Origin of the sequence: Vibrio aerogenes, assembly GCF_024346755.1 — a bacterium.
GTDB classification, from domain to species: Bacteria; Pseudomonadota; Gammaproteobacteria; order Enterobacterales; family Vibrionaceae; genus Vibrio; species Vibrio aerogenes.
The window spans coordinates 2,684,422-2,708,569 of sequence record NZ_AP024861.1; the positions used below are offsets into that span (position 1 = coordinate 2,684,422).

The window sequence follows — 24,148 nt, forward strand, 5'->3', positions numbered from 1 at the left end:
CAATAAGTTGATCATGGCATTATATATGAGACTAATTTTACTAAAATGAGTGTTGTTACATGAAGTATGACTTTTGTGCGATTCGGGATTATCGTCCTTCAACAAGGACGATTGCTGCAATCAAAGAAATAAATAATACCGTTAAAATGTCTAAATATTTAGCTGGAGTAATTTCTATTACTCCTGTATTTGCCATTTTTGCAGGCCGTGGGCCTATAGAAGCAGGTGCAATATCCAGTGGTTATAATTTATACAACTATAACTGGAATGATTTCAGTGATGCCCTCTCAGGTATTCCTGATATCGAAAGAAGAACGATTGAAACCATTGCTTTAAACGAATCTATGTATCAAATGGGTAAAGACTATGAATTTTGGAAATGCGTCTATAACGCTCTTTAAAATACTCATATTACTGGCTGTTTCCGGGACATCTTTTGCTGATATTATTCAGACAAAAGAGAGCTTAGAGTCCCGGTTACAACAGCAATATGGGATTTTAAACGCAAAAATAAAAGTATGCCGCACCTACCAGTCAAGACAAATCAAAATCACGGACAAATGGTTGCTTGCGCAGACAAAACAGGTTCAGCGCGTTGTGATTGGTGAACTCTATAAACACGCAATGAACCAATGTTCCCGCGAAGAAGAACGGGATTACGTCAACACCCTGATTCAATTAGCCGCAATTGGTGAAAAAGAACCACTGGATCAATACATTATGCTGAAAGGTAAGGACACGACAGATAGCCGTGGATTAGAACTATTCCGTCAACAACATGTGAATCTGAAAGAGATCGACAGGCTTGCAACCCTTCCAAAATATCAGATCCCTTTTTATCCATTACCCGATTAATTCATTGTCCTGAATTCTGGATGAAAAATCAGCCGGGTTCTGCCCGGCTTTCACTTTTCCTGGCCAATTCCGGGCTATTTATATCCCGGACAACCTGACTTCCCTTCCTCACACAAATCAATACAAAACCAGATGCACTGCATGTGAATCTTGAGATAGCTCAGGTATGGATATATCTTTAATAATCACAGGGTGTTGAAACCCACCTGAAACCCCATTCACCATGACCGGAGGAAAGCATGCTTGATCACTGCCTGAATTACCTCTGTGAACGAATGAATCAATCACTCAGACCCGCCTTTGATCTGACAGAAGATATGGTGGTGGTCTCGCCCCCCGCAGACAAGGAAACCAACGGCCAGCTCACGACGGAAAACCGGGTGCTGGTCTTTCTCAGTAATCTGGAGCGGGATCCGTTTTCCAAACCGGGGGGAATACCGGGCGGCGGCCATCAACAGCGTGTCGCCCTGACCAATAAACCCTTGTATCTGACGCTGTCTGTCGTGATTGCCGCAAATTTTTCCGGTGCAGGCTATACGGACGGGCTGAAGATTTTGTCTCATTTGTTTGCCTTCTTTCACCGCAATCCGGTCCTGAATCATCAGAATGCGCCCGATCTGCCGGCACACATCGAACAAATTGCCATGGAAATGGAAAGCATTCCCGGTAACGAACTCAGCCATATGTGGAGCATGCTCGGCTCGAAGTATCTGCCCTCCGCTGTCTACCGGGTGCGGCTGGTAGTTCCGGACAGCGAAACCATTCTGACTCAAACCGGTCGTCTGGGCACCACAGACCCGACACTCAACAGAAAGGACGGATAATGGCCTTCTATCAACCTTACTTATCCATCATGGTCGCGCACAGTTATTTTGCCTCCGGGATTGCCCAGCCAGTCACGGTCACACCCACCGAAGCGACACTGAAATGGCTGGATCAACATCAGATGTGTCTGAAAGCGGCGCCTGGCGGGCTGAATATCTTTGCAGACAGAGGCACGCTGGCCGATGTACCGCCACCACGTGCAGCGGTGCCACTGCAGTTCAAACTGTTCAGCAGCGATCCCTATTTTCGCCATTACACCGATATGCCGTTGTCCTTATCACTTGCCGCCGCGCAGTTTGAGGCAGTGATCGCCGATCAGGAACCGCTGTTTCTCACGCCACAGCAGTGGCTGTCACCGGAACAAATGCAGCAACCGGAAGCACTGGTCAGGGTCAGCCAGCAGGATCTCAGCCAGCACTTAACCGGGCTGGTCAGCCTGCAAATACCACCGGCACAGTTCGCTGAGCCGGGCAAAGAAGTCACCCTCACCTTCACGCATTGTGAGGCGTACTGGAAATACTATTTTCTGTCGCTGCAATCCAGCGCAAAGCCGGAAGTTTTCGACCAGAAGCAGATCTTCCTGTTTGAAGCACCGGCCCCGACACAACTCAATCACCGCCCGGTGATGACGTGTCTCTCTCAGACACCGGTGCCGGTATTACAACATTCTCCGTTTACCTTTCAGCTGAAAAGCCAGCATCAGACCATTTACCGGCGGCTTCCTGCGGCAGATCCGCATCAGCTTGAAATCATCCATCAGGGGGAAACAGCGCAGCGACTTTGTCACCTGTATGTGAGCTGAACCGGCTTTTCGGACCTGAATCACATTCCTGAATACAATTCACACCCAGGGAAAACTCATCGCCTTCCCGCTGCCGCACCGCACCAGAGAAGGTGTGATGGTGCCCCATGGGCAGCGCATGCGTGACGGTGCATGATTTCTTCCCTAATCACCTATGAAAAACAAGGACTTGGCGCTGGCAGCCTTTCTTGACACAAAAAGTAGTAACAACTATACCTTAACTAAATACCTGCATGAATGCATAGCAACCAGTTTTATTCATGCAATTTATCTTGCTTTGAGAACGACGTGAATATCGTTTCTCACGATGTAAGGCATGAGGCAGCAATTCATCTCAGACCAAAAGGATTTTATTATGGGTGTCATGAAAACCCCCGGCGTGTATATCGTCGAAAAAAATGCCTTTCCCAATTCAGTTGTCGAGGTTGCCACTGCGGTTCCCGCATTTATCGGGTATACACAAAAAGCAGACAATGGCGGGAAATCCCTTCTCAACCAACCGTGGCGGATTACATCGATGTCCGAGTTCCGCCAGTATTTTGGTGGCCCGCCACAACATCAGTATGAGCTGAGTGAGGTCGGTGACGACGCTGCCGCCCGGCCAGTCTTCAAACAGGGCGAGACCAGCTACCAAATCAAGCAGCCCGATATCCGTCATCTGCTGTACTACAGCATGATGTTCTTCTTCCAGAACGGCGGAGGACCCTGCTATATCGTCTCTGTCGGGGACTATACAAAAGCGCCGGATGCGGGTGAGCTGAAAGGCGGTATTACCCCGCTGATCAAAGAGCAGGAACCCACCATGCTGGTGATTCCGGATGTGGTTCTGCTGGCAGAAGATGACTGCATTAACGTTCAGCAGGCCATGCTGCAACATTGTGGCGGCAAGATGAAAAACCGGGTCGCTATTTTAGACGTCTGGGAAGGTTTTAAAGACCGCCAGCACCCGGATGGCGACTGCGTTGAAAATTTCCGCTCCAAGCTGGGTATCAACTACCTCGACTTCTCTGCTGCCTATTATCCGTGGCTGAACACATCGATTGTTCAGGACAGTGACCTCGACTTCCACAACATCAGCAACCCGGACAAACTGACCGAACTGCTGACAGCCGAAGTCAACAGTGCGTTTAAAGATCTGGAAGGCTTATCTGAAGACGAGCTGAACACCGGCAGCAACAAACTCAGGGCAACCCGCAAACAACAGATGCTGGATGAAATCGCCAAGCTGGGCGGTGACCTGCCGGATCAGGAACAGGTCCTGCTCAATAAAGTCCTGCTCACCATGAGCCCGCTGTATCAGGCCATCATGGAAGATATCAAACTTCAGCACAATATTTTACCACCGGCTGCTGCGATGGCTGGCGTGTATACCATGGTTGATAATGCCCGCGGCGTCTGGAAAGCACCGGCCAATGTCAGCCTGAATGCCGTGGTTTCACCGACCGTCAATATCAGTGATGACGAACAGGAAGACCTGAACGTCACCACACAAGGGAAATCTATCAACGCCATCCGGCCTTTTGTCGGCGAAGGCACGCTGGTCTGGGGTGCGCGGACACTGGACGGCAACAGTCTTGACTGGCGCTATGTCAACGTGCGCCGCACCATGATCATGCTGGAAGAATCCATCCGGCTGGCTTCCAAAGCCTATGTGTTTGAGCCCAATGTCGCCAATACCTGGGTCTCGATGGAAAGTATGATTGGTAACTTCCTCTATGGCATCTGGAAACGTGGCGGACTGGCCGGTTCATCACCGGATGAAGCCTACAGCGTCAGCGTCGGGCTGGGGAAAACCATGACACCGGAAGATATTCTGGAAGGCATTCTGAGAATCACCGTTCTGGTTGCGGTCAGCCGTCCGGCTGAGTTTATCGAAATTACCTTCCAGCAAAAAATGCAGGAATCCTAGATTTTGCCAGACCTGCTCAGCTGAGAAAGGCAAAACAAGACAGACTATGAAAAGGAGAATCCCATGGCAGATGATGGCTCAGCACAATCCCAAACCGTCTGGCCTATGCCTAAGTTCCACTTCGAAGTGAAGTGGGATGGTGGAGCCGGTGCGGATATGGTGGCTGCATTTCAGGAAATATCCGGGCTCGATACCGAGGCACAACCGATTGAATACCGTGCGGGCAATAGCCCGGTATTTTCGACGATAAAAATGCCGGGTATCGTCAAAACCAGTAACGTCACGCTGAAGAAAGGCATCTTCAAAAGTGATAACAAATTCTATGACTGGTACTCAAAAATCAAGATGAATACCATCGCCCGGACGGCAGTCACCATCAACTTACTGGACGAATCCGGTGCGCCGGTCATGAGCTGGAAACTCAAAAATGCCTGGCCGACCAAAGTCACCGGCACCGACCTGAAGTCGGATGGCAATGAAGTCGCTGTCGAGACGATTGAGCTGGCCCATGAAGGGCTGGAAATTTCAGTCTGATCGTTGCCGGTATCAGCCACACACCGGCGGTGTGGATGGAACGCCCGCCGCGGATGACTGATACCGGCTGATATCAATCACAAACCCGGTTTGCGGAGCCAGATATATCCAGATCAGAAAGTTACTCAGAATGGTATAAACAGGGCGGAACCAATATGGCAGAACAGTGGCCGCTTCCGGCATTTTATTTCACGGTGGTGATTGATAACAACACCGACGATTCAGCCTTTCAGGAGGTCTCTGGTATCGAATCTCAGATCGAAACGGAGGAATATCGCGAAGGCGGGAATAACCTGGTGTATTACCTGCCTAAAGCGATTAAACACAGCAATCTTTCACTCAAGCGCGGGATTGCCGGCGCTGACTCAGCTTTGGTGAAGTGGTGTCAGGGCATCATGGAATCACAGCTGTCGAAACCGGTTCAGCCCAAAACCGTTTCTGTCCGGCTGCTGAACGAAAAGGGCGCACCGTGTTGTGTGTGGGTGTTTTATAACGCCTACCCGATCAAATGGAAAGTGGATGGCTTTCAGGCCACGAAAAACGAAGTCGCCATCGAAGAAGTTGAGCTGTGTTACAGCAGAGCACGACGGGCGAAATAGGCCACATAACGAAATCATGGCGTTCAAAGACATTCAATCACAGCAATATTCAAAGACACAACAATAAGATTCAATGACAAAACAACAAGATTCAAAGACAAAATAACAAGATTCAACCACAACAACGCAGAGCAGAAAACGATGCCAATAGAAGTCAAACAGATGACCATTCAGTCCAGTGTCACCTCCGCACAGAGTGACCAGCCGAAGCAGGAAGCTGCCAGACCATCGTGTCAAAACAATGGTTTCTCTCACCTTTCTCCCCATGAAGGTGAAGACTATCAGGCGATAAAAACCATGTTTCATAAGCTCGAACAGGACCGACGGGAGCGCTGAGTATGGTCGATAAACTCAAAATTTCATCGATTGCAGAATCGGGCAATGCATCTGCAACCTTTCAGGCGTTGCTCAATCCGGAGTCGCTGTCCCATGAAGTCGGCATCACCTATACCGATGACCCGTGCAAGAATCAGCAGACTCAGGGCAACAATGGCAAAAAAGTTGAATTAAGCGGCTATGAAAGTGAAACGCTTAAATTTGATATTCTCATGGACGCCACCGGCGTCGTTGAACAGAAAAAAGCCAAATCCATTGGCGACCAGCTCAAATCACTCAAAAAGGTGACTTACGATTACAGTGGCAAGCAGCACGAACCCAATAAAGTCAAAATCTTCTGGGGAACGCTGACCTTTCAGGGGCGTCTGTCCTCAATGAGTGTCAGCTACACCCTGTTTGACACCTCCGGCACGCCGCTCCGGGCCAAAGTAAACTTAAGCTTTAAAGGCTATCTTTCAGAAGAAGAAAGAGAAGCACAGGCGAAAAAATCCTCGCCGGACCTGACACATCTGGTTGAATTTAAGGCCGGAGACACGCTGCCGCAGCTGTGCGAAAAAATTTACCGGGACAGTCGCTACTACCCGGACGTGGCGCGGGTCAATAAACTGGCAAGTGTACGCCATATCCGGCCGGGAACCCGGCTGTATTTTCCGCCACTGGTCAGGTGAGGCAAGCATATGGCTGAATCTCCGGAAAAAAACAGTTCGGGTGTCACATCCCTGACCATCAAAGCCGATGGCAACACCATTGACAGTACAACCGGTATCATCGCCGTTCATATCTATTATCAGGTCAATCAGGTTGCTTCTGCCGAACTGACCCTCAGCGACGGCAATGTGGCTGAGCAGACCTTTGAAGTCAGTCAGGGTGACGCCTTTAAACCCGGCGCAAAAATCACCATCAGTGCCGGTTATGCCGGTGACGAAGAAACGATTTTTGAAGGCATTGTGATAACCCATGCCATCCGGATCACGGGCAATAATCAGTCCAGTCTGCATGTCACCTGTAAAGATCAGGCACTCGGCATGACGATTGCCCGGCGCAGTCAGAGTTTTCTGAAACAATCGGACAGTGACATTATCAGCACCCTGATTGGCAACTGTGCCGGTGTGAGTGCTGAAAAAGTTGAAAGTATTGCAGAAAAGCATGATGAACTGGTTCAGTTTCACTGCAGCGACTGGGATTTTATGCTCACCCGCGCAGAAGCCAACGGCTTTGTGGTGTGTAATCAGTCGGGAAAAATCTCTGTCGCCCCGCCGGGCGTCGATAAATCACCAGTGCTCGAAGTCACCTACGGGACCGACTTAATCGATCTCTCGGCTGCCATCGATGCCCGTCATCAGCTCAAACAGGTCACCGGCACCGGCTGGGATCCCGGCCAGCAAAAAATGCTGACCGGCCAGACCGCTGCCCAGTCAATTGCCGATCAGGGCAATCTGAGCGACAGCGAGTTGGCCAGCGTACTCGGCATCGGGGATTTTCGCCTGCAAACCTCCGCCACACTCACGCAAGACATGCTGACCAGCTGGGCCAAAGGACAGCGGGTAAAATCCATGCTGGCAAAAGTTCGCGGCTCAGTGACTTTTCAGGGCACTGCCGATGCAAAAATCGACACATTAATTCAGCTGACAGGTGTTGGTGAACGCTTTAACGGCAGCCACTATATCGGCGGCGTGCATCACCGTATCGAAAACGGACAGTGGCTGACCACCGTTGATTTGGGGCTCTCTCCCATGTGGTCGGCAGAACACCGGGATCTGGGCGCACCGCAGGCGGCTGGCTGGCTGCCACCGGTGGACGGGCTGCAAATCGGGCTGGTAACCAAACTGGATGAAGACCCGGCATCACAAAACCGGATTCAGGTTCAGATGCCGGCACTCGGCGATGACAACAATCTGGTGTGGGCCCGGCTGAGCAGTTACTACGCCACCCAGACCAGCGGCAACTTTTTTATTCCGGAAGCCGGCGACGAAGTGGTTCTGGGCTATATCAATCAGGATCCGGGCCAGCCGATTGTTCTGGGCAGTCTCTACAGCAGCCAGCATACGCCGCCCTACTCACTGACTGCTGAAAATAATACCAAGGCGATTGTGACCAAAAGCCAGTTAAAAATTGAGTTTAATGAAGAAGATAAAGTCACCACAATTCTTACTCCCGGCGGTCAAAGCATTACCCTCAGCGATAAGGAAAAATCAATCACACTCGCTGATCAGAACAGCAATACCGTGACACTGAACGACAGTGGTATTTCGCTGGAAAGCCCGAAAGATATCAAGCTCTCAGCCAAAGGAGAAATCTCTCTCGAATCGACCAACAACTCCAGTATCAAGGCTCAGATGGACGTGAAGATTCAGGGCATGAACGTTGATGTACAAGCGCAAACCGGACTGACAGCCAAAGGTTCGGCCACCGCAGAGCTTTCAGCCTCCGGCATGACCACGATTAAAGGCGGACTGGTCAAAATCAATTAACCCGGCAACAGAGAAGGAAAGAAAACCATGCCATTTGCTGCACGAATTACAGACATGCATGTTTGCCCGATGACCACTCCCGGTCTGCCACCGGTGCCGCATGTGGGCGGTCCGGTGATTGGTCCGGGCGTCCCGACAGTGCTCATCGGCAGCATTCCGGCTGCTGTTGTCGGCGATATGTGTACCTGCGTCGGCCCGCCCTCCACGATTGTACAGGGCTCGGCAACGGTCATGATCGGCGGTAAACCCGCAGCCAGAATGGGCGACACCACCAACCACGGCGGTAATGTTGCCATCGGCTGCCCGACCGTATTGATCGGTGGTTAGGGTCTGTTGATCAAACATAAACCGATAGTTCCGGTGTGAACAAAAATAAATAAAAAGGAATCAACCATGAGCGAACACAACGCATTTCTCGGCACCGGCTGGGCTTTCCCCCCGGATTTTGCCCCGGCCAGCCAGACAGTGACACTCAGCCGCGATGAGCAGGATATTCACCAGAGCCTGACGATTCTTCTCTCCACCTCGCCCGGAGAACGTATCATGCATCCGCACTATGGCTGCCGGCTCAACCGGTATATGTTTGCCGAGCTGACCCAAACCACGCTCACCGAAGTTGAGTATGAAATCCGTCAGGCGATCTTATTTTTTGAATCACGCATTGATCTGCTGGCTGTTAACTTTATCCCGGAACCGATGCAGGGCAAGCTGATGGTCGAGCTGGAATACCGGATTGTCACCACCAACACCCGTGGCAATATGGTTTACCCGTTTTATCTGCAGGAAGGGACGCTCGTCGATCCGGCGCTGCTGCCCGCCTGTGAGATTCAGGACGGCTAAAAGATGACAACGCGTCAGGAGAGAGCCATTCCAGCCCTGTCCCCCGGCTTTTTTCAGCTGCATGAACTCAGCTTTGAGCAGTTGTTAGTCTGGGCCAGACAGTTTGCCCGGATGCTGCCCTATCGTGACTCAGACGATCAGGAAGCAGGCAACTGGGAAGGCATGTTCGCACAAAGTGAACTGGTGGTTTGTGCCACCATTCTCAGCATTGACCTGCATGACTGTCAGCATCATTTCAGGCAGGCAAAACAGCTGGGCGCACAACCGGCACTGACGTATCTGCTTCATCTCTGCCAGCAAATGAACCAATGGTATACCTGGCTGCCGGATGCTCCGGCGCTGGCTTTTGAACTGAAATCAGTCTTGTTACACAGCTATCAGACCCGGCTGACAACCCCGCTTCAGCAGCTGATCGGCAGCCTGCCAGCGGAAACCTGCCCGGATTTAAGCCGGTTTGATCCCCTCTGGGGGCTGACAGAAGTCGCTGCAACCGCAGGTCAGGCCGATCACCTGCAACACTGCTTTTCCAGAGTAATACTGACGCTTGCCGCGCTGCAACAAGAGTGCAGGGATTTACTCAAACGGGCTCAGACACATGGCGAAACACCGCCTCAGCTGGCGCTTTATGCCAGTTTTCTCAAACTGTTTCAGCGCGCTCAGCAGAAAATTAACCAACTGACGCAAAACCACCTGACCTTCTATTACCGGGATGTCCTGAAACAGGCAGCGAAACCCGCACCCGGTGATCGGGTCTGGCTTAAATTATCACTGCCTTCCAACCGTCATACACCGATCGGTGTGGAACCGGGAGATATTTTCAGTCCGGGACTGGATGCACAGTTCCACCGGATTGATTATCAGGCAACCCAGCCACTGCTGGTGACAAATGCAGAAGTCACCCAGGCCTTTCATCTGACGTTCAGGCGCGATCCACTGGTGTCCCCGGAACGGGTCACCGGATTTGTATGCGGGGTTCACGGAAGCCGGACAACCATCAATCCGGCTTCAACAGGGGCGGCGTTGCCCCAAACACAGGCTTTCCCGTTGTTTAGCAGTGATCAACAAGCGCCCCGGCATTCAGGCGTTCATCAGGAGGTGACCAGCCAACAGGATGCGCCCCGTCAAAATGCTGTGCTCAGTCAGGATGAGAGCGGGCTGCAAACCATGGGACTGGTGATTGCCGATCCGGTGTTTTTAATGGCCGAAGGAGAGCGACAGGTCACGCTGCACTTTCGCCTGCACGAAATCCGCAGCAATCTGATTGTTCAGCTGGTACAGATGCTTGGTCACGAACCGGGCAACACAGCGCCAGACGAAGCCGTAATCCGCCACACCCTGACCCTGATTTTTGAGCAGTTGCTCCTCACCCACGGGCACCTGCTGGGCGATGAACGCAGGCACATCGATCCTGTCCGGCTGGTGGCGCTGCTCAGCCATGATGACATCAATGCCCTGTACCGGCATTCCCCTGCTGAGCAGTTTGATGATGTTTACCGCTGTTTTTTTCTTACCCTGCTTTACCAGACCCGCGATCAGGAGACGTTCTTCCGCTTGTTTGGTCAGCTTATCTGCCGCCATACCCTGAGCAGCCGTCACTGGCTGAGCCGTCAGGAAAAACGGCTCATCTGGAGAAAAGCCAAAACACTGCACAGAACTGCGCGTATCGATACCATTGCCCTTGAAACACTTCAGGGACTGCTGCGCCATGCCAAAGTCACGGTGTTTTATCAGCTGTTCAGCAAGATTTTTGACTTTCAGATCACCACGACCGAAGGTTGGGAAACTATCAAAGATACTCAGATTCACCCGCTCAAAAGCAGCCTGTCCCGGCAGAAAGGATTCGTGTTGACCTTCAATCTCAGTCCCGGCTTTTCAGCCACTATCCCGCCGGAACCCGCATTGCATGGTGCACACTGGCACCTGAAGCATCCGGCACTGAAACTGACCCTCAAAGCACAGGCAAACTGTTTTCCCTACTCGATCTTCCGGGATTTTGAACTGGCAACCGTCAACATCACCAGCGAGGTGCAGGGGGTGGCCCGGTTTAAATTATTTAATCCCGACGGTCAGGCCGACCCCGGCCAGCCATTTTTCATGTTCGGCGTCCAGCCGACTGATGAATCAGCGCTGGTTATCGCCAGCGAAGAGCTGGCGCGCAAACAGCTTCAGGCGCTCACTTTTCATCTGAACTGGTCAGGTCTGCCCCGCGGCAGCGATGGATTCAGACAGCATTATCACGGTTACCCGTTTGCTTACCACAACCATAGTTTTCAGGTTGCAACCGAAGTGTTAAGCAACGGACGCTGGCAACCTCTCGGTCAGCATCGCCAGCCCCTGTTCGGGCCAGCCCGTGGCCAGCTAAACAAAGCGACGCAATTACACATTGCCACCATGCAACAGGCATTTACGCCGGTGACTCACGCCTGGCCACAGGCACCATTCAGTCACCAGAGCGGTTTGCGTAACGGACTGTTTAAAATCCGGCTGATTCAACCACAGACGGCTTTCGGTCATCATCTCTATGGCCCGCTGTTCAGTCAGGTTCTGACTGACAATGCCCGGCGGAAAAAATGGCTGCCCGAAAAAGCGTTATCCGGCAAGGTACTGCCCGGCACTTTATTGGTAAACACAGTATTGCCTGTCCCCAATGCACCTTACACACCGGTCGTCAACCAGCTGAGTATTGACTACCGTGCGCATAGCCGGGTTGATCTGACCAGCCTGCACCGCCACCATCCGGCGCAGGTAATTCATCTGCATCCTTTCGGACAGGAACAGGTTTACCCGCCGGCCGACCCGCAACGTTATCAACCTCCCAGACTGCTGCCGGATTATCAGCATGACAGTCACCTGTTTATCGGCATTGATGCCACTGAGCTGTCCGGTTATCTGAACCTGTATTTTCTGCTTGGTGATCAATCCGGGCTGCTGACTCCCTTTGCGTCCACCTGTTACCACTGGCAATATCTGGTGGGAGATGAATGGCGCACCCTCCCGGCCAAACATATGATTGAAGATACCACGCAGGGCTTTCTGACCAGCGGACTGATCACGCTGGATATTCCGGATGCAATCAATACCACACACCGGGTGATGCCCGATGGCCATTTCTGGCTGCGCGTCAGTACCAGCGACGGGATTGGCTTGTATCCCCGCTGCCGCCATATTGCCACGCACGTGATCGCGGTCGACGGTACCTGTGAGCCCCGGCGGGAAAACCTGTTCAGTGACTGGCAGCGCTTCCCCGGCCAGTCCGGGACAGGCCCTCTGATTCAGCTCACCCCAATGGGACAGTTACCGGCACAGGAAACCCGCCCGCAGTGGATCACCCGCGTCAGCGAACAACTGCGCCATAAAGGACAGGCCATCACCCCATGGGATTACGAACATCTGGTGCTGGAAGCATTTGACACCATCGGCGCAGCAGACTGTTTTCCCCACAGCCGGTTTGACAGCCACCAGCCGCAGGCAGGCCATGTGCTGATGATTGTCCGCCCGGCAAAAACAGCGTGTGACCATATGCCATGCCAGCCCAAAGTACTCGATGCAGCCACTTTACTGGCTATCCGCGATTACCTGCGTTCCGTCAGCCGGCCTGGCTGTCAGATTGAGGTTCGTAATCCCGGTTTTGAAACCATTCAGGTCCGCTGTTTTGTCTGTTTTCATTCTGGTGTTCATCACGGACTGGCACAGCGCGAGCTCAATCACAAGCTAAACCATACGCTTTGCCCATGGCACACAGACAGTATGAACACCGGACTGGGCTGGCAGCTGTCACTGAACAAACTGGCCGCTTTTATCGGTCAGCAACCCGATGTTGCCAGTGTCAGCGGTGTCTCTGTACTCAAAATCAGCCAACAGCAACAAACCGGGTACACCTTGCAGGACAGTGCGGTGACTCAGCAGCCGGTGACGGCCGGATATCCGTGGAATCTGCTGATTCCTGCTGCCCATCATTCCCTGCAGATTATCAGCAAACCGGCCCAACACGCACCACAACCGGCAGGTATCGGGGAACTGGTGATTGGTGAGCAACTGATTATTGATTCATCCGTACATCCATTCCGGGGAACAACGAAGGGAGCAGACTAGTTATGCCAAAACGCAACCGGAGTACACTGAAAAATTATTTTCGTCAGGGGATGATGCCGTCTGCAGAGCACTTTGGCGATCTAATCGATTCATGTGTTAACGAAGTCGATGAAGGTTTTTCCAAACCACCGGCCAGCGGACTCCAGCTGACGGCGCTCGACCAGCAACACCTGCTGAGCTTTTATCAGAAAAGTCAGCCAAACACGCCGCTGTGGCATGTCCGCTTTACCAACCAGTCTGCCACCGCTCACGCACCTCATCTCAGCATGCCCGCTCATGATACGGCCGAACCATCCCGGCCGGCGTTAAATCCCCCCCTGAATACGTTCAGTCCCCCCAAAGATAACGGGGACCAACCCGGTGTCAGCCCACAGGCCGGGCTGCAGTTCGTCGCCGGAGAAGGCGAAACCATTCGCCCGCATGTCACCTTCACCGCCACGGGTCAGGTCGGTATTCAAACCGAAACACCCCAGCATACTCTGGATGTCCGGGGCACCATCGCATCCAGAAGCCGTCAGGGCTATCAGCCCGTATCTGATGCAATTCCGGCTGATGGCGAATGGCACGATATTACCGGCAGACTGGAAGGATGTCAGATGTTTGAAGTGGTCGCCGGGATCGGGATCCGTCACAGCGGGCGTTATGCTCTGCTGCATGCGATTGCGACCAATACCTGCGCACCGGTGCACTGGTGGTGGCAGTTCTGGCGGCGGAAAAACCCGATCAAAACCCAGCATGCTTATTTTGGGTCGATGGCGGACAGGCTGGCATTGCGCTGGAAGCAAACCACCGAACAGGGTGCAATTCGCCCCTATGTACTGCAAATCCGTACCAATACCAGTTATGGCGCCAATCAGTTTATCCGCTATCACCTCACGCAACTCTGGGATGACGCGTACATGGTACGTTGTGAAAATAAACCTCAGACCACACAGGACAGCTGACGATGCCGGTGACTATCTCAAAACGCGGTAACCGCGACAATCCGGATAGTTTTGAGCAACTGTTTCAGTTGGGGCTGACGTATATTCAGCAGCTCAGTGGTCATATCTGGACGGACTACAACACGCACGATCCGGGCGTGACGATACTGGAGCAGGTCTGCTTCGCCCTGACCGACCTGATTTACCGCAGTGACTTTACGGTCGCTGACTATCTGACCGGGCCGGATGGCACCATTGATTACCCCCGGCAAGGGCTGGCGCACCCGGCGGAGATTTTACCGGCCATGCCGCAACAGGGCGAAGATTACCGGCGCTGGCTGCTGGCTGCCCTGCCAGAGCTGGCACACATCTCGGTACAGCCCGATCCGGCACAAAACGGCATCTGGCATATCAACGCGCGGCTCAATCCGGTTCATCAGCAAAACCTCAGTGACACTGAGCGCGCGGCTCAGGCAGCAACCGCCATTGCCGCGGCTTATCAGCAGGTCAGGCAGACCGGAGAAGATCTCGGACAAATTCAGATCATCACAGACATCCCGCTGACCCTGAATGCAACCATCGACATCAGTGATGAGATTCATGATCCGAACGCTCTGGCTGCAATGATTTATCATCAGGCCAGCCAATGGCTGCTCAAGGATGCTCAGGCAGCTCACCTGACGGCCCTGAGCGCCCGCTTACTGGCGATGACAGACATTCACCACATCACAGATTTTTCACTGTCTGCTGCAGAAAATCACCCGGCTCAACCCAACAGCGCTGAGAATGAAAACCAGACCTTACCTGAACATGCCTGCCTGTTCATTCCGGAGCACCCCTCAGACCTGAAACTGACCCTGCGGCAACACGGTAATGCAGTAATGCTTGATACCGCCGACATTCGTCTGTATTACCAGCAACTGGAGGACAAAACACGCCCTGCGGCGCAAAATGATGCGATGCAAACGCTGCCTGCGGGCACTTTTTATGACCTTGCACAGTATGAATCGGTACAAGATTTATTTCCGCGCACTTATCACCTGTCTGCGGGTCATCCGGTTCGCTATCATCCCCGGCAACAGGCAGAACGGCACCAGCTGCGCAGTTATCTGCTGTTATTCGATCAGCTGATGGCAAATTTCTGCGCCGATCTCAGCCAGATTCGTGACCTGTTTTCCACACAAATCAACACCACACACAGCTATCAGACACAATTGCTGAACGACCAGCAGTTCAGCCATATCACACAGCACTACCCGACCGATATCCGCCAGCGGCTGCGCCGGTTACAGGACCAGTTCGATGACTATCCGGAACGCAAAGGACGGATTTTTGATTATCTGCTGGCGCTGTACGGTGAATCTTATCCGGATGCATTTCATCAACAGTTCAATATTTACGGTTCAGCCAAAACGCTTCAATGGCAGCTGCTTCACCATAAACAGAAGTTTCTTTGTCAGATAGTCCCGCTGACCGCCAGACGCGGCCAGGGACCAAACCTGCACCAACCGCACGATCCGGGCGGCTATGCCCGGCGGCTGTCTCTGCTGCTGGGCCTGAGAGCCGATGAAAAAGAGACTTACAGCCGGACCATTACCCAGTATTTACTGAACGTCGTCAGTGATGAACATTATGCAGACAGCCCGGCAGGGAAAAAAATGCTGTTTCAGTTACAGGAACCGCTGTTATCCGCCATGACACCTTTACCGGAACGTCCGGACAATCTCCGGCTAACCGGACAGCAAACCCGGCAAATCCGCGCGTCAGTGATGGCATTTGGTGATCAAACGATTGCCGAGACTTTGCTGCGTAAAGGGATCACGCACCATGAATACCGGATTTTGCAGCGCACCCAGAACGGCGAATATCAGCTGTTCCTGCATTTTTCCGGGACGCAATGGCTGTACATCGGCCGCCAGCGGAAGAAAAGCAAACTGATTGAGTTTTGTCATTATCTGCAACAGTGGCTGATGCGCCTCAACCGGGAAAGTGAAGGCCTGTATGTCGTGGAACATCTGTTACTTCGTCCCGCCGACACCACAGATCCGGGCCCTTATGCCCATCAGATCAGTGTCGTGCTGCCCGGTTTCACCGCCCGTCACCAGCAGCCCCTTTTCCGGCAACAGGCCGAAGCTCTGATTCGCAGCAACAGCCCGGCACATTTGCTGATACATGTTCACTGGCTGTCATTTTATCCTTTTAAAGCCTTTGAAGCCCTGTATCTCGAATGGCGGACGCACAAAGCCCGGTGCAGCGGTCAATCTCAGGGCGGCGATCCGTTTCCTCAAGGACAGCAGTCTCCTCAAGGACAACAGTCTCCTCAAGGACGGCAGTCTGCTCAGGCACCTCAATCTGACGCCGCGCAGCAAGAACAATCTTACTGTGATGCGCTGGCAAAACGTTTGCTTGAATGTCTTCATCAGCCGGACAGTGAGGAAGGAGGACTGATCTTATGACAGCATCCCGGCCTCATCAGATCCGCCATGCCCGGCTTGCCCTGAATTTTGATTCTGCGCCAGTGGCCGAAGCTTTTGAACAGCAGGCGCATCAATGGGTCATGCAACGGTTATTACCCCATATCGAACACCTGTTTGACCAGCTCTGCCCGCCCGGAGAAGTGATCACGATTGATCAGCTGCTGCTGGATACCGGCACCATCCCGGCGGACACCATGTATGAGGCACTGCTGGCCGCCATCGAAACACAACTCATTGACCAGCTCCGGCCTCATTTGCAACCAGCCGGGAGACAGCAGCCACATGTGCAACACAGCGGGCCGGAACAAGAAAAATTAAACGGATTCACGGAAGTCACAGGACTCAAGGGACTGACCCGCCGGACATCCGCTGAGGATGCGTGGGCGCAGGCACGCTGCTTTCTCGAAACAGGACAGTTACACTGGTCAGCCGATTTGCAAGATCCCACCACAATGGACCATCTGGTCCGGACATGGCAACAGCACCCGGCACAGCTCACTCAACTGCTCACCCATAGTGCAGAGTCAACACAGCTGCTGAATCGTCTGCTCGAACAAACACCGGAGGAATCTCTGGCTGATTTGCTGGCGACTCTGCCACCCGCGATACAACACCGGGCGATGCAGAGATTAACCCGTCATCCCAAACGCCATCATCCGCGTCTGCAAAACGCACTGAATCAATTCTGGCAAAACCGGCTGACAGAGGCCTTCAGCCACCATCAGCTTAACGGGATTTTGCCAGACTGGGACCTGTTAACACAGGCATATCAAACGCCACTTCTGACGGCACTCCGGCGCCATGCTCAGGACAGTGCGCTTCCTTTTGTGCTGATCAGTGCGCTCCGGGAAACACACCGTTTGTCGCTGCTCGCGTGTCTGGAACCGGCAGAATATCCGTTCCTGTGCCGGATACTGAAAGCGCCATCCCTGTGGCAGAACAGTATGCCTTCAGCCGCAGAGAAGACAGAGACAGACAACATCACTCGTCTGTCCTCACAGAACATCACGCATCTGTCCTCACAACGTGCGGAACGGCGTCTGTCCCTGCAAAACCGCCACTTACATCACCGGGGAGAGAGAGGGGAAAGGTGTCTCTCCTCACAAAATCTGTCGCGTCTGTCCTTACAAAATCAGTCCACACAAAATAAAGCTTTGTCCCCTGATTTATTTTCAGAAAAAACATTACCTTCTTCCCCCCGGCCTCAGCCCACACAGGTTTCCCGGCCAGTGCCCCACCTGTCACAACAGCTCTGGTGCTTCACTCTGCATTATCTGCTGACAGAACGCGGCAGCCAGTTTAACCGCCGGCAATTTCTGATGATGCTGATCGTCCGGATGGCCGCCGCAAATAACCAGAAACCGGCCGACCTGTTAAGTGGCCTGCAAGATGGCCTGAACACACAAACGTCAGACACCACACTTCAGGCACAGATGCGTCAGTTACTGACAACCATCGCCCGACAATGGGCAAAACCAGAAACGCTTCAGCCTCAACCCGGTCTGAACCCGCCGAAATCCGGGTCATCTGCATGGCAACAACCGGCGCCACAAGCGATGTCCGTTTCCTGGCTTGAAGCTGCTGCGCAAGTCGCCGGGCAATCCGCGCAAACGGCAAGTCAATCCGGAGTAACCCCGGTAAAAATTCCGGTGAACACAGTCAGTGCGCTGACGCCGGCAGAAAAGGTCAACCAGACCCCGGCTGATGATATCCATGCCTTGCTTGAAGCCCTGAAATACGGCAGTGAAGCCACGCTGAAGCGCTTATGGCCGGATCACCCGGACATACTGACAGCACTGCTGCGACAGGCCGGACAGCTGGCGGCCGTCCGCCAGCACTGGGCCGAACATTTTACCGACCCGACCCTGCTGGATTTCTCCGGACTGATTGCGCCGGATGCCCGCGGATTTATCCGGCATGTCATCGAAAACCGGCGGATTTTTATGGCGTTTGTCCCTGCTAAGATTGTTGCGCCTGTCCCTGCAAAATCCGGGAATGCATCTGAAGTGTCTGTCCCCATAAAAGCGTCTGTCCCCATAAAATCCACGAAAGCATCTGAAGTGCCTGTCCCCACAAAAGCGTCTGTCCCTGACACATCCTCCACCACGTCAACGGTCATGACCGGAGAAACACTGCGGATTAGCCTGTGGCAATTTACACTGGGTTATCTGCTGACCGAACGAGGCAGTGAATTTAACCGTCGCAGCTATCTGCAATCTCTTGTGCGTCAGATGGCGGCCCGGCGGAATATCAGCCAGAGCGCGCTGATTCAGGCCATGATTGCCGTTCTGACTGGTGAGCCACCTCATGAGCTGCTGACCCTGTTACTGAGCCTGCAACATAACCCGCCGTCTCAAATGACGGCACCAGCCAGTGAAGCGGCCACGGATGCCCTGATGAAAATCGCCGGCTGGTGGCAACACCCGTCCGACATGCCGGAACTTGCCGGGGACACAGGCCCGCGCATGCATATCCGCCAGCTGATTCAGGTATTGCTGCATCCGGCCCCGGACCAGTGGCGCACTCTCCCGGCGGCATTGCTGGACACACATCAGACGCAGATACAATCACTATTACATCAGCTGGGCAGCAGTGCCGCTGTGCGCCAGCAGTGGGCGGAACGGTTCGATCTCCCGTCCCGGCTGGCACTGGTTACACTCATCGATCCCGCGGCAGCGCCTGTCCTAACAACGCTTGTTCACGCCATACCGGCTCTGTCACGCAAGCTGGCAGTCACGCCACCACTTCAGGAACAACCGCTGCAAACCAGCCTCTGGACGATCAGCCTGACCTATTTGCTGGTGGAACGAGGCAGTGAATTTAACCGCCGGAGTTATCTGTCCTCGCTGATGACTCAGTTAGCCGCACGACATAATCTGGATTTGCGTCAGCTGATTGAGACATTGCGAAGTCTCGACCCTGCACCCGTCCGGTTTCAGGATGATTTGACCTGGATGCTCAGTCAACTCGATCCCGCTGGCGGTTTAACCGCCAGCCAGTGGCTGAATCAGCTGAACGGGCATCCACAGCACATCATGCTCACTGAATCACAGCAGCGCCATTTTCGCCGGTTTCTCTGTCACCTTAACCCCACCGATGCAGCACACTATGCGATCGGACAGTTTGCCCCGGATGCTCAGCAGCAACTGATCACAACACTGGCACCGTCAGTGTGGCAGGATGTGGGCCCGCTATTACCGGTGCTGACAGTGCTGTTTCAGGTCAGCACACTGCCCGCATATTTGTTTTACCGGCTTCTCTTCAGCGCCGGAACGCCCAAAACGATCGCCGACTGGAGCCATGTACTACTTCGGGAACTACAAAAAATTAATACCGCACAATCGATGGCTGAGATCAGCGAACATCTGCAACAACAGCTCAAACAAGCGTTCAGCAAAAACACGTTTTCCCGCACACAACAGTCAGCGTGGCTATCAGCTTTGCAGGAACCCGTCAGACTGACGCAATGGCTGAACAGCGATACACGCTCACGGCCTGAAGCCATCTCAGCAACCATTCCTGAACAGCTGACCCATAGTGCAGCCCGATCTCTCATTGCTCATCAGCATGCGTCCCTCTGGCGGCAGCTCACTCAGGTATTGCAATCCCGGCAACAATGTAATCACTGGATTACCCGGCTGGACGATGCGTCTCACATGGCACTGTTCGCGACACAGTATCCGCAGCGGCAGCCTTATCTCATCACGCTTTATCACACGCTGATGCTGCTTACCGGCGGCGCGATGCCGGTTCGTCAGGCGTTCTGGCAAATCATCTATCACCGTTGGTTAATCACTGACGTTCAAGGCCCCCTCAACGCCCTTTTCAGCCAGCTACTGGCCGAACTGATGGCTGACGTCCGGATTCAATCCTGTCTGAATCTGCAACCACAGAAAGACAGGCGGTCTCAGGAGGAGACGAATGAGGACAGACACCATCTCCTCATTCGGCAACTGGCACAACAACTGCCCGTGGAAGCGGCATGGCTGAAAGCGCTGGCGGATCAATTCAAAGCTTGCGATGCGCAGACCCAACCGGATAAGGCAGTCAATGAAGCTCAAACAAGAAAAGAGAAAGAAACAGAAAGCGTAGAAACAGAAAGGACAGACACTCTGGGTGATCTTGCGGGGACAGGCACCCCTGCCCCTGCTGCGCTTACCAAACATCTTACAGGGACAGACGCCCATCTTACAGGGACAGACGCCCCGCTTCAGGCTGAACATCCGGCGAGCGACCCTGTGTTATGGCAGGCACAGGATGCTCAGGATGAGAATGAAGCCACCGGAGAACCCATTCAGATCATCAATGCCGGACTGGTGCTGGCTTCAACCTACATTCCCATGCTGTTGCAACGGCTTGAACTGACCGACGGGCAACAGTTCATCAGTCCCCAAACCCGTCAACAGGCGGTTTTTTGTCTGCAATGGCTGACCCATGGCACCGATGAAGCGCCGGAATATTTGCTGCCCCTGAATAAAGTGCTGTGTGGTATGCCGCTGCATGAGCCGGTGCCTTTCAAGACACCGCTGCCACAAGGCGCAATCGCACTGACTGAAGGTTTGCTTCAGGCCATCATCGATCACTGGAAAGCATTGGGCGCGACTTCGGTCGCCGGATTACAGACCACCTTTTTGCAGCGCGGCGGCAACCTGACTGAAACAGAAAAACAGTGGCAACTGGCAGTATTTCCCGGTCCGTTTGATATGTTACTCGACCAGCTGCCCTGGACTTTTCAAACCATCAAATACCCATGGATGGACAAACCCTTGTTTGTCTCCTGGCGTTAAGGAAGGTACATCATGATCCAATTCCTGTTCCGATGTCTGAAAAACCGGTCTTCAGGCCCGGTTTCATTACTTCCGTGGTTGTTATTTTTCGTCCTGATTGTGTGGGGATTTATCCTGTCTGTCCCTGCAACACCCGCGACGGCTCAGGAAGCCCCCACCAGCCAGTCTGCAGCCGGCCCGGTCCTGAGCAGCAGCAACTATCAAACATGCAATCTGCGGTTAAGAGACGGCAAAGCACCTGGTGATATCCGGACCATTCAATATCAACTCAATGCGCTGTATCAGGATAATTCTCAGTTCCCGCAGGATGATAAATACCTCAATGATGGTCGCTGGGGCCCGGTCACCCGTCGCTGGCTGGCTTATTTCTGTGCTGAATTTGATGTTGTTCAGCCAGCCGCTTATCAGGCATTTATGGAATCCATTCTGATTGATTTAGACCGGGCAACTTACTTAAATGCCTTATATCCAAACTGGCGTGGCTACATTGCGCCAAAAAACTTGCTGCATCTGAAAAACAGCGATATCGCCAATAAGATCATTGCCGGCATTGTGGAGAAAACCTCACAACCAGCCCTCCAGACAGAGGTCAATACTCCAGATTCAACGGACTATTATCAGCTCACGACAGCCGATTTCACACAACTCAGCCAGCGTCAGTCTACGCTGGCCGCACTCAAAAAACTGGCGTCACAACAGTTTGAACAACGCAGTGAATTGTATAATTCACTGCGGGCTGCGTTTACCAAACTGGGAAAAAGCGTCGATATCGACGCCCTGATCACCTCTCAAATTCTGAACTTACCCGCAGCACCGGCCCAGAGCCTGAATATTCAATCCGGTGATTCAGCCAACAGCACCAGGAGTCAGGCTGACAGTGGTCAGGCAAAAAACAGCGACCAACAAACCACCATCAAATTTCAGTCAGCCACACCGCAACAAATCAGCTGGCAAATGAAGCCGGGCGCGTTACAGGATACCCTGAATCAGGAAAATCTCGTGCCGGTCGACAAAGCACTGCTGAAAAAGCTGGCACCACTGCAAAATCAGGTATTTGCCAGTGACTTACTCATCGCCATGGCGTTTAAACTGGCCGGACTGCCCACCTCCGGTGAAGCAGTGGAAAGTATTCTGAATCTGGCTAAAAAAACCGGCGACATGCCCCAAAGTGATTCACCGATGTTGTGGCAGGCACCGGATAATTGTGGCTGTCAGGACAGTAAGCCAGCAATTCAGAGTGATGGCACATTTTATGGTTTTGCGCCTTACTGGTCTTTGGCAGGCCAACATAAGAAAAAAGACCAACCCGCTTATGAGACGATTCGCTTCAGTCAGCTGGACCGGATTGGTTACACAGCCGCCGTCATCAAACCAGACGGTGACGATATTGCGCTGATACTTCCCCCGAACTGGCAAAACCGGACTGAATATACCCGGTTTATTCAAATGGCTGAACGTTACCGCAGTGCCGTGGATTTGGTGGTCACGACCCCCAAACATATGACGAAGTCACAGCTGATTCAGATACTGACAAAAAGGACAGGCAAAACCGATGATCTGGTCTCAATGCTGGTGGCAGCGGTCAAACAACCACTCGATAAACGTTTCGTCAACCGGATGAAACCCATCCTCTCTTTCGGTCTGTCCCCGGTACCGACAATGGGGGATGGCGTGACATTGTATCTGGATTTATCCCCGCTCAACGATGAGGCCAGCCAGCAGGTTTTTGTTGATTTTATCCGTCGTCTGAAGGCCGCACTGCAAGGTGTGCCTGTCTCTGAACAGCTCACGGCAACGCCCGGCGACCGGTACTTTCTGAACCTTGTGATTCCGGTCAGGACCATCACCAGTCACACGTATGGCGATCCGCAAAATATCTATCGGCTGGGTAACCTGAAGCAGTTAGCCCGGCTGACCAATCTGATCATTACCCTGCCCGGCGATCCAGCCAGCAACCCGCCGTCACATGTTGCTGACAATTCTCAAACATCCAGTTCTCAAACACCTGGTTCTCAAACAACCAGTTCTCAAAAAACTAAGCAGAACACCGCATCTGACAATGGGTATGAGCTGGATGAAATCAGTCAAATCAGAGAATTACAGGCGTGGCTTGGCGGTCAGCCGGATCAGGAAACGGTCGCCAGAATATTTCCGGATATTGTGCCGGTACTGGTCACGGCAGACAGCCGGGAACAGCAAACCGCGCTTAACCGGCTGGTCCGGTTATCAAGCTGGAATTTTGCTGGTGCCGCATATTGGCCGGTGCCTTTAAGTGAAGCCAACCAAACTCTGGTCAGTGAGACCTTTTTTCCTGAAACGCCGTCAGTTTATCCACTGATGAGCGAGCTCAGGCAATCATTCTCCCGGCTGATGAATGTTGTCTGTCCAAACCGCTGGTTGCTGCGGGTGGCACTGGCCGGTGTTTTCACCATTCTTATCGTTCTGCTGGTCAGCAGTGTGTGGATTTATCCGCTGCGTCGCCACCTGAACAGTCTGCCGTTTGTTGCTGTGTGTTGTGCAGCCGTCCTGTCACTGATGCTGGTGTTCATTGCCGATCCGTTTTTCATGCATTATAAGATTGAAATTGTTTTCGCATTTATGCTGCTGACGGGGCTGATTCTGGCAACCGCCTGGCTGGTCAACCGCGAGGGGGAAAAGCCTTAAATCAGGCAGGCATGTCGTTCTCAAGGGTCTGTTG

Annotated in this window: 17 protein-coding genes; all 17 read left to right on the top strand. The window is 53.0% G+C overall.

Annotated elements, in window-relative coordinates; translation table 11 throughout:
* Positions 1-59 precede the first annotated feature (59 nt).
* The 17 genes from OCV29_RS11930 (at position 60) to OCV29_RS12010 (ending at position 24,114) form a co-directional block, all read left to right on the top strand.
* Positions 60-401 (top strand): hypothetical protein, encoded by a 342-nt coding sequence (locus OCV29_RS11930; RefSeq protein WP_073603231.1) that lies wholly within the window; start codon positions 60-62, stop codon positions 399-401.
* Positions 367-855 carry a hypothetical protein gene (locus tag OCV29_RS11935; protein WP_073603230.1) on the top strand — a complete coding sequence of 163 codons (489 nt, stop codon included), beginning with the start codon at positions 367-369 and terminating at the stop codon, positions 853-855. Before OCV29_RS11930 ends, OCV29_RS11935 begins: the two co-directional genes overlap by 35 nt.
* Before the next feature lie 239 nt (positions 856-1,094).
* Positions 1,095-1,679 carry a DUF4255 domain-containing protein gene (locus OCV29_RS11940; RefSeq protein WP_073603229.1) on the top strand — a complete coding sequence of 195 codons (585 nt, stop codon included), beginning with the start codon at positions 1,095-1,097 and terminating at the stop codon, positions 1,677-1,679.
* Positions 1,679-2,482: a hypothetical protein gene (locus OCV29_RS11945; RefSeq protein ID WP_073603228.1), complete on the top strand. Its 804-nt coding sequence runs from the start codon at positions 1,679-1,681 to the stop codon at positions 2,480-2,482. Before OCV29_RS11940 ends, OCV29_RS11945 begins: the two co-directional genes overlap by 1 nt.
* Positions 2,483-2,837: 355 nt before the next feature.
* Entirely contained in the window at positions 2,838-4,391 is a 1,554-nt protein-coding gene (locus tag OCV29_RS11950; RefSeq protein ID WP_073603227.1) for a phage tail sheath family protein, read from the top strand.
* A 63-nt stretch (positions 4,392-4,454) separates the two neighbouring features.
* Positions 4,455-4,925: a phage tail protein gene (locus OCV29_RS11955; protein ID WP_073579661.1), complete on the top strand. Its 471-nt coding sequence runs from the start codon at positions 4,455-4,457 to the stop codon at positions 4,923-4,925.
* Positions 4,926-5,080: 155 nt separating this feature from the next.
* The gene (locus OCV29_RS11960; protein ID WP_073603226.1) at positions 5,081-5,524 is read left to right on the top strand and encodes a phage tail protein; all 444 of its coding nucleotides are present in this window, start codon (positions 5,081-5,083) and stop codon (positions 5,522-5,524) included.
* A gap of 141 nt (positions 5,525-5,665) precedes the next feature.
* The gene (locus tag OCV29_RS11965) at positions 5,666-5,860 is read left to right on the top strand and encodes a hypothetical protein (RefSeq protein ID WP_073603225.1); all 195 of its coding nucleotides are present in this window, start codon (positions 5,666-5,668) and stop codon (positions 5,858-5,860) included.
* 2 nt (positions 5,861-5,862) lie between these two features.
* Positions 5,863-6,528, top strand: a complete 666-nt coding sequence (locus OCV29_RS11970) for a CIS tube protein (protein ID WP_073603224.1) — start codon at positions 5,863-5,865, stop codon at positions 6,526-6,528.
* A gap of 9 nt (positions 6,529-6,537) precedes the next feature.
* A complete protein-coding gene (gene vgrG / locus OCV29_RS11975) occupies positions 6,538-8,331 on the top strand; it encodes a type VI secretion system tip protein VgrG (RefSeq protein ID WP_073603223.1) in 1,794 nt (597 codons plus the stop codon).
* A gap of 27 nt (positions 8,332-8,358) precedes the next feature.
* On the top strand, positions 8,359-8,658 hold the full coding sequence (locus OCV29_RS11980) for a PAAR domain-containing protein (RefSeq protein WP_073603222.1): 300 nt from the start codon (positions 8,359-8,361) through the stop codon (positions 8,656-8,658).
* Between the two features lie 66 nt (positions 8,659-8,724).
* Positions 8,725-9,171 (top strand): GPW/gp25 family protein, encoded by a 447-nt coding sequence (locus OCV29_RS11985; protein ID WP_261887327.1) that lies wholly within the window; start codon positions 8,725-8,727, stop codon positions 9,169-9,171.
* Between the two features lie 3 nt (positions 9,172-9,174).
* Complete coding sequence (locus tag OCV29_RS11990; RefSeq protein ID WP_073603221.1) at positions 9,175-13,263, top strand: baseplate J/gp47 family protein; 4,089 nt, start codon at positions 9,175-9,177, stop codon at positions 13,261-13,263.
* Between the two features lie 2 nt (positions 13,264-13,265).
* Entirely contained in the window at positions 13,266-14,207 is a 942-nt protein-coding gene (locus OCV29_RS11995) for a hypothetical protein (RefSeq protein ID WP_073603220.1), read from the top strand.
* Positions 14,208-14,209: 2 nt separating this feature from the next.
* On the top strand, positions 14,210-16,642 hold the full coding sequence (locus OCV29_RS12000; RefSeq protein WP_073603219.1) for a hypothetical protein: 2,433 nt from the start codon (positions 14,210-14,212) through the stop codon (positions 16,640-16,642).
* Entirely contained in the window at positions 16,639-21,450 is a 4,812-nt protein-coding gene (locus OCV29_RS12005; RefSeq protein ID WP_073603218.1) for a contractile injection system tape measure protein, read from the top strand. Before OCV29_RS12000 ends, OCV29_RS12005 begins: the two co-directional genes overlap by 4 nt.
* Positions 21,451-21,462: 12 nt before the next feature.
* The gene (locus tag OCV29_RS12010; protein WP_073603217.1) at positions 21,463-24,114 is read left to right on the top strand and encodes a hypothetical protein; all 2,652 of its coding nucleotides are present in this window, start codon (positions 21,463-21,465) and stop codon (positions 24,112-24,114) included.
* Positions 24,115-24,148 lie beyond the last annotated feature (34 nt).